This is a genomic window from Streptomyces sp. AB3(2024) (genome assembly GCF_041862025.1).
In the GTDB taxonomy this organism is placed as follows: domain Bacteria; phylum Actinomycetota; class Actinomycetes; order Streptomycetales; family Streptomycetaceae; genus Streptomyces.
This window is the reverse complement of the sequence record NZ_JBGWAB010000174.1, coordinates 1-13,874: the sequence shown is the minus strand read 5'-3', so window position 1 is coordinate 13,874 and position 13,874 is coordinate 1. Positions and strand designations below refer to the sequence as shown.

Annotated in this window: 13 protein-coding genes; 7 read left to right on the top strand and 6 right to left on the bottom strand. The window is 75.0% G+C overall.

Features of this window, described 5'->3' with window-relative positions; translation table 11 throughout:
• Both ACEPPI_RS37090 and ACEPPI_RS37085 read right to left on the bottom strand, forming a co-directional pair.
• Positions 1-225: RNA polymerase sigma factor (locus tag ACEPPI_RS37090; RefSeq protein ID WP_373919668.1), on the bottom strand; the 225-nt coding region annotated here is incomplete at its 3' end.
• Positions 171-1,142, bottom strand: coding sequence for a YoaK family protein (locus ACEPPI_RS37085; protein ID WP_373919667.1), 972 nt, complete (start codon positions 1,140-1,142; stop codon positions 171-173). The genes ACEPPI_RS37090 and ACEPPI_RS37085, both read right to left, overlap by 55 nt.
• A 218-nt stretch (positions 1,143-1,360) precedes the next feature.
• Between ACEPPI_RS37085 and ACEPPI_RS37080 the strand changes: the two genes are divergently transcribed.
• The 4 genes from ACEPPI_RS37080 (at position 1,361) to ACEPPI_RS37065 (ending at position 5,413) form a co-directional block, all read left to right on the top strand.
• Positions 1,361-1,954 carry a histidine phosphatase family protein gene (locus tag ACEPPI_RS37080; protein ID WP_373919666.1) on the top strand — a complete coding sequence of 198 codons (594 nt, stop codon included), beginning with the start codon at positions 1,361-1,363 and terminating at the stop codon, positions 1,952-1,954.
• A gap of 73 nt (positions 1,955-2,027) precedes the next feature.
• Positions 2,028-3,539 carry an APC family permease gene (locus ACEPPI_RS37075; RefSeq protein ID WP_373919665.1) on the top strand — a complete coding sequence of 504 codons (1,512 nt, stop codon included), beginning with the start codon at positions 2,028-2,030 and terminating at the stop codon, positions 3,537-3,539.
• 9 nt (positions 3,540-3,548) lie between these two features.
• Positions 3,549-3,992 carry a universal stress protein gene (locus ACEPPI_RS37070; protein ID WP_373919664.1) on the top strand — a complete coding sequence of 148 codons (444 nt, stop codon included), beginning with the start codon at positions 3,549-3,551 and terminating at the stop codon, positions 3,990-3,992.
• Entirely contained in the window at positions 3,989-5,413 is a 1,425-nt protein-coding gene (locus tag ACEPPI_RS37065) for an MFS transporter (RefSeq protein WP_373919663.1), read from the top strand. Before ACEPPI_RS37070 ends, ACEPPI_RS37065 begins: the two co-directional genes overlap by 4 nt.
• Before the next feature lie 74 nt (positions 5,414-5,487).
• Here the strand turns inward: ACEPPI_RS37065 and ACEPPI_RS37060 are convergent, their stop codons facing one another.
• Positions 5,488-7,113, bottom strand: coding sequence for an FAD-dependent monooxygenase (locus ACEPPI_RS37060; protein WP_373919662.1), 1,626 nt, complete (start codon positions 7,111-7,113; stop codon positions 5,488-5,490).
• A 67-nt stretch (positions 7,114-7,180) separates the two neighbouring features.
• On the bottom strand, positions 7,181-7,549 hold the full coding sequence (locus ACEPPI_RS37055) for a hypothetical protein (RefSeq protein WP_373919661.1): 369 nt from the start codon (positions 7,547-7,549) through the stop codon (positions 7,181-7,183).
• Between the two features lie 124 nt (positions 7,550-7,673).
• Here ACEPPI_RS37055 and ACEPPI_RS37050 point away from each other — a divergent pair, with 124 nt between their 5' ends.
• On the top strand, positions 7,674-10,100 hold the full coding sequence (locus tag ACEPPI_RS37050) for a SpoIIE family protein phosphatase (protein ID WP_373919660.1): 2,427 nt from the start codon (positions 7,674-7,676) through the stop codon (positions 10,098-10,100).
• A 99-nt stretch (positions 10,101-10,199) separates the two neighbouring features.
• Here the strand turns inward: ACEPPI_RS37050 and ACEPPI_RS37045 are convergent, their stop codons facing one another.
• Together ACEPPI_RS37045 and ACEPPI_RS37040 are read right to left on the bottom strand one after the other, a co-directional pair.
• On the bottom strand, positions 10,200-10,424 hold the full coding sequence (locus ACEPPI_RS37045) for a hypothetical protein (RefSeq protein WP_373919659.1): 225 nt from the start codon (positions 10,422-10,424) through the stop codon (positions 10,200-10,202).
• Positions 10,425-10,574: 150 nt separating this feature from the next.
• Positions 10,575-11,120, bottom strand: coding sequence for a DUF5133 domain-containing protein (locus tag ACEPPI_RS37040; protein ID WP_373919658.1), 546 nt, complete (start codon positions 11,118-11,120; stop codon positions 10,575-10,577).
• Between the two features lie 303 nt (positions 11,121-11,423).
• Here ACEPPI_RS37040 and ACEPPI_RS37035 point away from each other — a divergent pair, with 303 nt between their 5' ends.
• Together ACEPPI_RS37035 and ACEPPI_RS37030 are read left to right on the top strand one after the other, a co-directional pair.
• Positions 11,424-12,149 (top strand): VOC family protein, encoded by a 726-nt coding sequence (locus tag ACEPPI_RS37035; protein ID WP_373919670.1) that lies wholly within the window; start codon positions 11,424-11,426, stop codon positions 12,147-12,149.
• A 364-nt stretch (positions 12,150-12,513) separates the two neighbouring features.
• Positions 12,514-13,874 (top strand): FUSC family protein (locus ACEPPI_RS37030; protein ID WP_373919669.1); only part of this gene is annotated, 1,361 nt, incomplete at its 3' end.

The window sequence follows — 13,874 nt, the reverse complement described above, 5'->3', positions numbered from 1 at the left end:
GCCGGCGAGGCCGACGGCGGCGGCCGCCACCGCACGGGCCCGCCGGGCGCGGGCCTCCAGGGCGTCGGCCACCTTGTGCCGGGTGATCCCGGTGAGCCAGGCGCCGAGCCCGCCCGGACCGGGCCGGTAGCCGTCGCGGCCGCGCCAGGCGGCCAGGAACACCTGCTGGGTCACGTCCTCGGCCTCGCGGTCGTCGCCCAGGGAACGCCGGGCGAGGGAGTGCACCAGGGGCCGCCAGCGCCGGTAGACCGCCTCCACGGCGCCCTCGTCCCCCGCCGTGAACCCGGCGGAGAGGGCGGTGTCCCGGTCGGTGGTGCGGGGAGGGTCGTCCATGACACGAGCGTCGCCACCACCGGGGACGGAGGAAAGTTGCAGCGTTTTCGCAGCGAATGACCGGAGGGGCGCGAACGGCCGGAGGGGAGTGCCCGCCGGGCTACCGGGTGTGCAGCAGCGGCAACAGGGGTCCGGTGCACCACCGTCACCCCCGCCACCACCACCGCCGCCGGGAGCAGCACCTCGCCCACGCTCCACCCGGCCCGCACCAGCAGCGCCCCCGTCAGGCCGCCCGCGAACATGGCCAGTACCGCCAGTCCCCGCCGCGCCCAGGCCCCGCTCCCGTAGCCGAAGGCACTGTCGCGCCCGAGTGCCGAGCCGGCCAGCAGGCCGGTCATGGACCGGGTGGCCAGCGTGGTCGGCACACCGGGCACGTTCACCCGCATGCTCGTCACGTTCCGGATGCCCATGGCCATCGACAGCAGCGCCGCCTCCACCAGGTGCGGCGCCCCCGGATCGCCGAACCGCGGGGTCACCCGCCACCCGCCGGCGGACGCGGCGAGGATCAGCGCCGTCTCGGCGTACAGACCCAGGCACATCCAGCGCCAGCCGCGGCCCTCCGCGGCCGACTCCATCCGGGCCCCGCACACCGCACCCAGCGCGAAGGCCACCAGCGAGACGGCGGCCGGCAGCGAGGGCAGGTTCCCCTGATGAGCCGCCCCGAAGGCCAGGAAGAGGACGTTGCCGGTCTGTATCGCCGTGAACACCGGCCCCAGGGCGAGCAGGCTCACCGCCTCGATCAGGCCGGTGACCGCGGTCAGGGCGAGCATGAGCGCCGTCAGGGAAGGCCGCAGCGCCCGCGCGTCCACCCGTCAGCCCCCGGCCCCGGCGGCCCGTGCGGCACGCGGGAGCGGTCGGCGGGTGTTCACGTCCATGACGCCCGACAGTGGCACGGCCCCCGGTCCGGCGGAAGGCGACATGTGGGAGCGGACGGGGGAGCTTCGACCGGCCCCGGGCGGCCGGCCCGGCCCTTGGCGGCCGGGCCGTGGCCTGTGACGGAGCCGGAGATCGAGCTAGGGTCCGGAGCATGAGTGATCTTCTGCTGGTGCGTCACGGGGAGACGGCCTGGAGCGCGAACGGGCGGCACACGGGCCTCACCGACGTGTCGCTGACCGCGCGCGGGGTCGAGGAGGCCATCTCGCTGGCCCCCTTCTTCCGCGACGGGCAACCCGCCCTGGTGCTGACCAGCCCGCTGAGCCGGGCCGTGGCCACCGCCCGGCTCGCCGGGCTCTGCGACGGGGTCCCCGACCCCGACCTCCACGAATGGGACTACGGCGGCTACGAGGGCGTCACCACCGCCGAGATCCAGCGGACCGTGCCCCACTGGTCGCTGTGGACCGACGGGGTCCCACAGGGCGACGACCACCACCCCGGGGAGAGCGCTGCCCAGGTCGGCGCCCGCGCGGACCGCGCGCTGGCGAGGGCAGCCGCGGTGCTGCGCGAGGACCGCGGCGACGTGGTGCTCGTCGCCCACGGACACTTCCTGCGCGTCCTGACCGCCCGCTACCTCGGCCTGCCCCCCGAGGACGGCAGGCTCTTCCTGCTGCGCACCGGCACGGTCAGCGTGCTGTCCACGGAACACGGACTCCCGGTCGTGGCCGGGTGGAACACCCGCCCCTGAACCACGGCACCGCGCGCCCCCGGCCGGGCCCGTCCGCCTCGCGCGGCCGGGCCGGGTGCGTGACCATGCGTAGATGGACGACGGCGACCACGGCGCAACGGGCAGCACCCTCCCCAAAGCCGAAGCGAGCCTGAAGGCCAACGCCATCGGCTTCCTCGACGCCCTCGTCATCGGCCTGAACTCCACCTCGCCGGCCTACTCCCTGGCCGCCGTCATCGGACCGATCGTGGCCCTCGTCGGCGTCTACGCACCGGGCGTGATGCTCGCGTCCTTCGTCCCGATGCTGCTGATCGCCGCCGCCTTCTACTACCTCAACAAGGTCGACCAGGACTGCGGCACCACCTTCTCCTGGGTGACCCGCGCCATGGGCCCCTGGGCGGGCTGGCTCGGCGGCTGGGCCATCACCATGACCGGCGTACTCGTCATCGGCTCCCTCGCGGACGTCGCCGTCCACTTCGGCCTGCTCGCCGCCGGGCTCGACGGCCTGGCCGCGAACCAGCTGGTCCGGCAGGGCCTGAGCGTCCTGGTGATCCTGGCGATGACCGCCGTCTGCGTCATCGGCACCGAGATGTCCGCCCGGCTCCAGGACGTCCTGATCCTCGCCCAGGTCTTCTTCCTGCTCGCGTTCGCCGTGGTCGCCCTCTACCGCGTCTACGCCGGCACCAGCACGCTCGGCGGCATCCCGCCCTCCCTCAGCTGGCTCAACCCCTTCGGCGCCGGCGGCACCGCGCTCACCGGGGGACTGCTGCTCGGCGTCTTCATCTACTGGGGCTGGGAGTCGGCCGTGAACCTCACCGAGGAGGTCGAGGACTCCGCCACCGCGCCCGGCAAGGCGGGCATCTGGTCCACCATCGTCCTCCTGGTGACCTACCTGTCCGTCGGCTACGCCGTCGTCGCCTACGCCGGTACGCAGTTCCTCGCCGAGAACGCCGGTCAGGAAGAGGCCCTCTTCGCCGTCCTCGCGCACGAGGTGATGGGCGGCTGGGCCTGGATGGTGCTCCTCGCCGTCTGCACCTCCGCCCTCGCCTCCACCCAGACGACGATCATCCCCGCCTCCCGGACCGCCCTGTCGATGGCCCGCCGGCACGCCCTCCCGCCGCACCTCGCGCACATCCACCCCCGCTTCCGCACCCCCGACGTGAGCACCTGGTGGGTGGCCGCCATCGCCATCGTCTGGTACCTCGCCGTCAACCAGATCAGCGAGAACGCCCTCCTCGACTCCCTCACCGCGCTCTCCCTGCTCATCGCCTTCTACTACGCCCTCACCGGCGTGGCCTGCGCCGTCTACTACCGCCGCCACCTGCTGGAGAACGCGCACAACTTCCTCCTCATCGGCCTCGGCCCGCTGGTCGGCGCGGGCCTGCTGACCTGGCTGCTGGTGGAGTCCGTGGGCGACATGTCCAACCCGGCGAACTCCGCGGGCGGGGTCTCCTGGTTCGGCCTCGGCCCGCCCCTCGTCATCGGCATCGGGATCGCCGTCGCCGGCTTCCTCCTCATGTGCTTCTGGCGGATCCGCGACGGCAGGTTCTGGCAGGAGCGCCGGGGCGTCGTCGACCCGGCCCTCGTACGCGGCAGGAAGTCCTGAGGAGGCCGGATGTCCGTGGTCCTGGGTTACGACGAGTCCCCCGGCGCCGAACGCGCCCTGCACGTGGCGCTGGAGGTCGCCACCGCCTTCGGGGAACCCCTGGTCCTCGTCTACGGAGCCGCCGCGCCCGGAGCCACCGGCGAGGAGTACCGGGCCCACCGCGAGGCCGTCCTCCAGGCCGGCCGCAGCGCGCTCGCGCGGGCCGTCGAGGCCGCCGACGAGGCCGGGGTCCCCTCCACCGTGGAGGTGGTCGACGACAAACCCGCCCAGGCACTGCTGGACGCCGCCGAACGCCACGACGCCCGGGTCATCATCGTCGGCACCTGGGGCGACAGCCCGATCCGCGGCGCCCTCCTCGGCTCCACCCCGCACAAGCTGCTGCACCTCTCGCCCGTCCCGGTGCTCTGCGTGCCGACCGCGGACGAGGCTCAGGCCGGGGGCCGGACGGCATGACGAAGCAGAACGGGGCGGGCGGGAGACGCGGGCTGTTCCACGGCCGGGACCGGGCGGTGATCGCGGCCGCCGCGATCTCGATGCTGCTGGTCCAGATGGACTGGTTCGCCCTCAACCTGATGCTCCCCGTCATCGGGCGCGAGTTCGACACCCCCACCACCAACCTCCAGTGGCTGGTCAGCGGTTACATGCTGACCCTCGGCGCCCTGATGGTCACCGGCGGCCGCTCCGCCGACCTCTTCGGCAGGCGGCGGATCCTCGTCTGCGGGCTCACCGGCTTCGCCCTCGTCTCGGTGGTGTGCGCCGCCGCGCGCAACACCGCCTGGCTCACCTCCGGACGTTTCGTGCAGGGCTGCACCGCCGCACTGATCCTCCCCGTGTCCGTCGCCGTGGTCACCGCGTATTTCCGGGACGAACGGCAGGGCCGCGCCGTCGGCACCGTCCTCGCCTTCAGCGCCATCGGGATCGCCCTGGGCCCCTTCGTCGGCGGGGCCTTCGCCGAGCACGTCAGCTGGCGCGCCGTGTTCCTGCTCAACGTGCCCTTCGCCCTCGCCGCGGCCCTGCTCCTGCTGCGCTTCGTTCCCGAGACCCGGGACGAGGAGGCCGGGCGCGGCCTGGACCTGCCCGGCGTGGTGACCCTCGCGGGCGGCCTGACGGCCCTGATGACCGGCGTGGACCAGGGCGCGCACTGGGGGTGGGGCTCCCCGGCGACCCTGGGCTGCTTCATCGGCGGCGCCGTTCTGCTGGCCGTGTTCGTCCTGATCGAGCGGCGCAGCCCGCAGCCCCTCCTGGACCTGGAACTCCTGCACAACGGCCCCTTCGTCGCCGTCACCCTCGCCGGGTCCGTGTCCAACGTCGTGTACTGCCTCGTCGCCGTGTTCTCGGCCCTCTACCTCCAGCAGGCGCGCGGGCTCTCGCCCCTCGACTCCGGGCTGATCTTCCTGGCCCTGTCCGTCGGCGCCGGAGCCGCCAGCTACTGGTCCGGCCACCTCGCCCTGCGCGTGCGCCCCGAGCGGCTGATGGCCGCCGGGATGCTGCTGAGCGGAGTCAGCCTGTTCGTCCTGACGCTGGTGACCTCGCTCGTCGTCTACACCGCCGTGTTCGCGGTGGTCGGCGTGGGCGTCGGCCTCGGCTGGGCACTGACCAACGTCGCCACCCAGTCCTACGTCCCGCCCGGTCGCCTCGCGGCCGCCTCCGGGCTCGTCCTGACCTCCCTCGTCCTGCTGGGGGCCGTCGCGGTGGCCGTCGCCTCCACCGTCCTGGAGGTGATCAGCGGCTCCGTCGCGGGTGCCGCCTCGGACGGCTCCGCCATCGAGACCGTCCTGCGCGCGGCCGCCCTGCTGGCCGTGCTGGGCGCCGCGGGGATGGCCGCCGTCGTCCGCCGGGTTCCGGCCCCGGCCGCCGTCGCGGAGAGTCCCTAGGACCGCGACGGCGGAGACACGGCCCCGGAGACAGGGCCCCGGCGATATGGTCCCGGTGACCCGCCCCCGGTGGCTCAGCTTCCGAACACCCCCGACAGGTACGCCGACAGCTCCCCGGCCGCCGGCGGGCACAGCCGGGCCCCGAGGTGGCCGTCCGGCCGGACCACGAAGGCGGTCGGCTCGCGGACCCCGTAGACCCGGCGGAACTCGCCGAGCCCGTCGAGGTACACCGGCATCGGGGCCCAGGCGGGCGCGGTCCCGCCCTCGGTGAGGACCGCGTACGCCGTGAGCCGTCCCGCGGGCAACCCGCCGGTCAGTGCGGCGAGTTCGGGGACGCAAGGGGCCTGCGGGCCGTCGGCGCAGACCAGCAGCACGTGCTCGCTGCCGCGCAACAGCTCGTGCAGGCGCAAGGGCCCGCTCTCGATGCGCCCGATCAGCCCGGCGCAGTCGGGGGCGCGATCTCCGGGGCGCGGTCCGGGGCCGGCGCCGTCCGGATCCGGCGGGCGCACGAGCGGGCTGTCCGGGTAGTTGACGAGCAGCTGCGCCTCGCGCATCAGTACGGTGGTCAGGTCCTCGCCACCGGCCCGCACGCCCTGGTTGGCGTGCCGCACGGTCCGCCCGACGACCTCTTCGCCGACCGGTCGGCGCTCGGCGTCGTAACTGGCCGTCAGTCGCGGGTGCGCGGTCCCGTCGACGGCCAGGGCCAGCTTCCAGGCCAGGTTCCAGGCGTCCTGGATACCGGTGTTCATGCCCTGCGCGCCGGTCGGGGGATGGATGTGCGCCGCGTCCCCGGCGACGAAGACCCGCCCGTCCCCGTACCGGTCGACGATCCGGTGGCTGATCCGGAAGACCGAGGACCAGCGCAGGTCGGAGGCAGTCACCGGCTGCGGCGACAGACGGTCCAGGACCGCCTGCACGTGGGACAGCCCGGGAGCCCGGCCGCCCTCCAGGCCGTGTGCCACCCCGTCCTCGCCGACCGGCGGGGAGGACAGCTCCGGCGGCACCAGCATCGACGCCCGGTACCGGCCCGGACCCGGCAGGGGAATGCACACGAGCAGGTCGTCCAGGGCGCCGGTGGCATCGTGGTGCAGGGACCGGACCCCGTACGCGGGCGGCAGGTCCCAGTCCACCACCACGTCGGCCAGCATGTACTCCTCGGGGAACGCCCCGCCCTCGAAGGTGAGGCCGAGCCCCCTGCGGACCGTGCTGTGGGCCCCGTCGCACCCCACCAGGAACCGGGCGCGCACCTCCTCCTCGCCGTCCGGTCCGACGAGCCGGCAGGTCACCCCGTCGGCGTCCTGCGCGAAGGACACCAGTTCGGTGCGCCGCTCGATCCGGGTGTCGAAACGGGCGAGGAACCCCTCCAGGAGCTGCTCGGTCTCGTTCTGCGGCAGCGCGGCGAAACCGTAGGGGACGTCGGCCGGCAGCGTCATCTCCAACCGGTCCCGCTCGCGGCCGTCGACGTACACCAGCTGCCCGCGCATCGGGATCGCGGCGTCCAGTACGGCCCGCACCAGCCCCATCCGGTCCCACAGTTCCAGCGTGCGCGGCTGGATGCCCACCGCCTTCGCGTACGGCATCCGCTCCGCCAGCCGGTCCACGAGCCGGCAGCCGACCCCGCGCCGGCGCAGCTCGATCGCCGCGGTCAGCCCCACCGGGCCCGCGCCCGCGACCAGAACGTCCACCGGTGCGCCGTGCACCCTCCCATGGTCGCCGCCGGTCCGGACCCCGGCGACCGGAGCGCGCCCCACCTCGCCGGCCACGACACTAGACCTCGTCGTGCGCCCGGATGGCCTCCCGCAGCCGCCGGGCCGCCCGCCCCGGCTCGCCGCGCTGCTGCTCCAGCAGCGCGGCGGCGATCGCGTCCAGCTTCTGCTGGATCGCGTGCTCCGCGCGCCGTTCGGCGTTCTTCAGCAGGGCCAGCAGCAGGAGCGACACCGCCGTCATCATGTCGCCCGCGAACAGCTGCCAGCCCAGGGGCAGGCCCGCGAGGTGCACCACCACACCGGCGACGAGTGCCAGGCACACCACGGAGAACGCCGCCGAGCTCGTGAAATTGGAGGCGAGCTCGGCCAGCTTCCCGAAACGGCCGATCCGCCCGTCGCCGTGCCTCTCCGCCGGATGCTCGAAGCTCATGCCCGGCGACTGCCCACCGCGGGGCCCCGTACACCTCGTACGGGCTCCGGGCGCGACTGCGCGGGCGTCGGCGGAGCTCCTCGACGGGCCCCCGCCGGGGCGCCGCACGTGCCATGCTCGTGGCATGGACAGCGATGCCGCCTCTGTCGGCGAGGGCACGGCACCCGAGGTCCTCGCGCTGGCCAGGACCGTCGCCAGGCTGCGCTCCGAGGTCGTGGACCTGAAGGGCGTCATCGCGACCGCGGTCGTCGTGGAGCGGGCCGAGGGCGTGCTCATGGGCCGGCTGGGGATCTCCGCCGAGGCCGCCCACGAGCGGCTCGTCGAGCACGCCGCGCTGCGGGGCCGCAGCGTCCTGGAAGAGTGCTGGATCATCCTGGGACGGGCGGGCGCGGAGTCCACGCCGCCGTCCCCACCGGATCCGCCCCCGCCCGCGCCGGTGCCGACCACTTCGTCCCTCCGTACCCGCGAACCGACCGGCCCGGCGGCCGCCGCCACGATCCTGGCCCGGCTGGCCGAAGGGCTGGTGGGCGCGCGCACCGGCGACGACGTCGCCGAGCTGCTCCGCGGGGAGCTGTCCCCGGCGGCGGTCCCGGACCTGGACGGCGTGATGATCTACGTGACGACCTCCGGCGGCGCCCTGGAGCTGGTGGGCCACGCCGGTGTGGGCGACGTGGTGGCCGGCCAGTGGCGCCACGTCCCGCCGCTCGGCGGGCTCGCGGCCCTGCAGGCCCTCACCGGCGGCCATCCGGTGTGGCTACAGGATCCGGTCCGCGACGCCCGGCGCCACCTGCTGATCGGCCCACCGGACCGCTGGCCCGCGCGCGCCTGGCTGCCCGTGTCCCGCGACGGTGCGCCCGGGGCCGTCATCGGCTTCCTGCGGACCGGACCGGGGCCTTTCGACCCGCCCACCAGGGACCTGCTGCGGCGCGCCGTACGGCTCTGCGGCGGCCCGTTCCGCGCGTTCGAACGCTCCGGCCGCACCCGGCCCGACGGCGCGGCGGAGGCCGGCGTGGCCCCTCCCGACGCGGACGCCGTCCAGCGGATCCTCGACGCCCTGGCGGGGCCCGCGGTCCTGCTCACCCCCCTGCGCGGGGCCGCCGGCGAAGTGGAGGACTACCGGATCGACGCGGCCGCCCCGGACTCCGTCGACGTGGCCGGACGCCGGGGCCGGGAACTCGTGGGCCTGCGCGTCCTGGAGACGTACCCCACCGTGGCGGGCACCGCCGTGTGGGAGGGCTACCTGGACGCGCTGACGACGGGGAGGCCGTACGAGGGCGAACCGTTCACCTACGAGGAGGTGCTCGCCGGGGTCCCGAAGCGGTCCGTGTACTCGGTACGGGCGACCGCGATGGGTGAACACCTGGTCGTGTCCTGGGTCCGCCACGACGGAGAGGAGCGGGAAGTCCGGCGCCTGGCGGACATGCAGCGGCTGGGCAACCTCGGCTGGGCGGGCTGGAACCCGGTGACGCGGACGGCCGTCTGGTCCGACCAGGTCTACGCGATCTTCGAGCGCGACCCCGCCCTGGGGCCGGTCCGGCTGGAGGACCTGCCCCGCCACCTGCCGACGGCGGACCGGCCCGCCGTGAGCGCGGCGGTCGCCCGGCTGCTGGGCCGGGGCGAGTCCGTGGACGAGGCCTTCCGCATCAACACCCCCCACGGCGTGCGCCACGTCCGGATGGTCGCCGAGGCACAGACGGACGCCGACGGCCGCCCGGTCGAGGTCCACGGACTCCTCCAGGACGTCACCGCCCGGCAGGACGCCGAGCTCGCCCTGCTGGAGAGCGAACGCGACGTCCTCGTCCAACGCGGCAGGTTCGAAGCGGAGCGCGCGCTCGCCGCCCGTCTCCAGAACACCCTGCTGCCCATCCCCGAACAGTCCCTGGAACTCGCCGGTCTCTGCGTCGACGTCGCCTACGTGCCCGCCGACAGCGGGATCAACGTCGGCGGGGACTGGTACAGCGCCATCGAACTCCCCGACCGCAGCGCCCTGTTCGTGGTCGGGGACGTCGCGGGCCACGGGCTGCCCGCCGTCGGCACCATGGCCCAGCTGCGGTTCACCGCCAAGGGAATGACCATCACGGGGTCGGCGCTGCCCGACGTCCTGGCCCGGCTCAACCGGCTGCTGCTCCACACCGCCGCCGACCCGTCCCAAGGCGCCACCGCCACCATGGTGATGGGCCGCTACCGGCCCTCGGACGGGCGCCTGGCCTGGGTACGGGCCGGGCACCTGCCGCCCCTGCTGATCCGCGGAGACGAGGCGCGCTTCCTGCCGCAGCCGAAGGGCCTCCTCCTCGGAGCCGCCTTCGGGTCCGAGTACGGACAGTCCGTGACCGATCTGCTGCCCGGTGACCATCTGCTGCTCTACACCGACGGTCTCGTCGAGGAGCCGGGGGAGGACATCGAAGCAGGCCTCGCCCGGCTCGCCGACACCGCCCTGCGCCTCGTGTGCGAGGGCCGGGGCGGAACCCTCGCCCGGACCCTCGCCGCCCTGCGGCCGCGCCACCGCGACGACATCTGCGTACTGCACCTCCACGTCCCCGACGACGCCTGAACCGGGACGGCGGCGCACGCAGGGGGCCCGGACACCGGGGACCTCCGGTGTCCGGGCCCGTGGGGCTCGACGGGTGCCGCGGGTGCGCCGGGCGGCCGGCTACGCGGCTTCGGGGCTCAGGGCGTTGTCGGCATGGGCCTGCACCGCGGAGCGGAAGGCCGTCATGCAGGGCGCGCAGTAGCGCTCGCCGGTCGTCTCCGCCGATATGGCGGGGACGGCGGGCGGTGGCGGGGCGTGCCGGCCGCAGAGGGTGCCGGAGGAAGGATCCTTGGCGAGGACGTGCCACAGGAGCTCACCCCGGCCGTCCGGGGATTCAGCGCGCATTTCGTACATGAGGACGCCTTTCCGCGCTTGCGTGGGTGGGCGGAAAACCGCCCGCTGTCCCATGAGAGCCCCCGATCGGCCGAGCGGCCACCGGACTTCGGCCGACCGGGGGAATCCGGCGCGCGGGAGGTTTGACGCCGGCCCGGTGGGTCAGACGGCGAGGCCGGTCTCGTCCATTCCCCGCGGAGCGTGGTGGGCGCCGTCCGCGAGGCGCAGTTCCGCGGCGCGGAGCGCCTCGTGCGCCGTGGGGCGGCCCATCAGCACGCACAGCGTGTACACGGCGTCGTCCATCGCCCGGCGGGCGTCCGCGTCCGCCGGGTCGGCCCACAGCCACGCCCGGCATCCCCGGAAGCGGCCGAGGGCCTCCTGCGTCCGCTCCCGGCTCGGCACCAGCGGCCGGGCCGGAGCGGTCCCCGCCCCGCCGCCGTCGGCCCCCGCCGTCCGGGCCGCCTCGACGGCCCGCCGCAGGGCCCGCTCCACTCCCTTGGGCGCCTTCACGCCCCACGCCGCGGCGGCCATCGCCGCCGCCAGCCCCTCGACGCCGATGTGCGCCGCCGCGGCCGCGGCGGCCAGTACGCGGTGCGCCTCCCGTGCCGGACAAGGAGTCACCACCATCACCACGCCCACCGCCCACGCGGTCGCGCACGGGGCGGAGGCTTCGCGTCCGCCGATCTGAGGAATGTGAGGAAACGCCACCGGATGATCCCTTCAACCCAAGGCCGAGCGCGCACATGTCCGCACGTATGGAAGGTATGCCCGCCTCGAAACCGGTCGGCACCCCCACGCCGCCCCGACTCCCGCCGCCCGGCCCGCCCCGCCGCCCCCGGCCGCCGCCGGGCGCGCTGCGTCCGATCGGGCGGGCGCTGCCGAGCCTTACCGTCCCCACGGCCCGGCAGGGCTACGGTGGGCCGGTTCCGTACGCCGCGCGGCAGAGGAGACGTGGGACCGGTGTCGACATCCAGCCATGAGCTCGCGGGCGTGCCCTGCTGGGTCAGCCTGATGACCCGGGACCTCCCGGCCGGCCAGGAGTTCTACGCCGCGGTGATGGGGTGGGAGTTCCGCGACACCGGGGACGGCCTCTCGGTGGCCTTCCGGGACGGGACGCCCGTGGCGGGCATCGGCGCGCCGGCCCCCTCGCCCGGTCTCCCCGTGGGCTGGACCCCGTACTTCGCCGTCGACGACGCCGACGTGACCGCCGCACGGGTGCGCGAACGCGGCGCGACCGTGGCCGTCGGCCCGCTCCCCTTCGGTACGGGCCGCGCCGCCCTGGCCGCCGACCCCGACGGCGCCGTCTTCGGCTTCTGGCAGGGCGGTGTCATCCCCGACTGGAGCGTGGGACGGGGCTCCGCCCCCGCCTGGCTCGAACTGCGCACCCGAGACGCCTTCGCCGCCGCGATCTTCTACGGCCAGGTCCTCGACTGGGCCGACGACAGCACGGGCTGCTGCACCGTCTCCTACGAGCACGACCGCGTGGTCCTGCGGCACGGCCGGGACACCGTCGCCCGGATCACCGGCGGCGCCGTCGAGGCGGATCCGGACCCGCACGTCCGCCCCCGCTGGCACACCCACTTCCACGTCCCCGACCTCGAAGCCGCCGTCGAGCGGGCGACGGCCCTCGGCGGAACCGTCGCCTCCCCGGTCCACACCACGGGCACCAGCCGCTCCGTCACCCTGCGCGACCCCGACGGGGCCCTCTTCACCGCGGTGGCCCCCAACACCGGCTGACGCCCCCGCGCGGCCCGCCGGGGTGCGGCCCCCGTCGCAGCCTGGGTGGCCGGAGCCGCACCCCGTACGGCCGAACGTACCCGCCCTCGGGCCGTCCTGGTCCGCCGGCCGGAGCCCGGTCGATTTCCGGCCGCCCCGACTGTGCCAATGGCCCAGTGGCGGGGGGCCCGCTTGAGCCAGTGGGCCTCCGGATGGTTATCTGTGGCGTATCCATGTACTTACGGCGCCACGCAGCGCCGGACGGCAACGAGGCCGGTCCGGACCGTGGCGCCTTCGCCGTGCCCCCACACCGCCCACCACCCCCGGGCGGCAGGCGGCCCGGCGTGCTCCATCGCAAGGGGGGCGGCACACCGCCGTGAAGAGAATGTTCGTGGCTCCGGACCCGGGGCGCACCAGACTCAGGAACTCACTGCGCGCGGTCGTCGGCGTGGGACTCGCCGTCGTCACGGCCGAACTGGCGGGCCTTTCCCTGACCGCCTCCATCACCGGTGGACTCGCCGCCCTGCTGGCGCTGTTCACCGTCCTCGACGCGGACGTCCGCGCCCAACGGGTGACGACCGCCCTGCTGCCCGCCGCCGGTTTCCCGGTCCTGGCGCTGGCCACCACCCTGCACGGGATGCCCCAGGCCCGGGACGCGGGCTTCCTCGCCGTGGTCTTCGCCGGGGTGTACGCCCGCCGCTGGGGACCGCGCGGCCACGCCCTCGGCGTCTTCGCCTTCATGATGTTCTTCGTCACCCAGTTCCTGCACGCCGTGCCCGCCCAGCTCCCGGAACTGTTCGCGGCCGTCGGGCTGGCGCTGCTGTCCGCGGGGGCCGCGCGCTTCGTCCTGTGGCCCATCGAGCGCCGCACCCCGCCCCCGGCCGCCCCGCCGGGCCTGCCCGGCACCGGCCTGGCCCGGCCCACCACCCGGCAGGCCTTCCAGGCCACCGCCGCCTGCGGATTCGCCCTCGCCCTCGGACAGGCGCTCTCCGAGGACCGCTGGTACTGGGCCGTCGGCACCGCCTGGTGGATCTTCGTCAACACCGCCTCGCGCGGGGAGACCCTGGTCCGCGGATTCCGCCGGGTGCTGGGCACCGTCATCGGCATCGCGGCCGGACTGCTGATCGCCGTACCGCTGCACGGAGCGCCCGCGCCCACCGCCGCCCTCGTCGCGGTGTGCGTCTTCGGCATCTTCTACACGGCCGCGCCCTCGTACTCCTGGATGATGTTCTTCGTCACCGTCATGGCCGGCCTCCTCTACGGGCTCCTCGGCGTCCTGCACCCCGGCCTGCTGCTGCTCCGCTTCCAGGAGACGGCCGTCGGCGCGCTGGGCGCGTCGCTCGCCGTGATCCTGGTCCTCCCGGTCACGACGCACGCCGCCAACGACGCCTGGATCCAGCGCGCGCTGCACTGCGTACGGGCGTCCACTGCCGCCTCCCTCGACCGCCTCGCGGGTGACCCGGACGCCGATCCCGCCCCCCACGCCGCCGAGCTGGAGCTGCTGCTGGGCCGGGTGCGGATGGCCCTCGCGCCGCTGGTCCACCCGCTGAGCCCGCTGCGCGCCCGCAAGGCCCGCGCCCGGCAGGTGCTGGCGCTGCTCGACGACTGCGCCCGCGAGGTGCGCGGGCTCGTGGCCGTCGCCGCCGACCCGCAGGCCTCGCACGACGCCCGGCTCGCCGCCGCCTGCTGGCGCGTGGAGGCCGCCGTCGAGGCGCTCACCGCCCCGCAGGGCACCGCCGGGCCGGA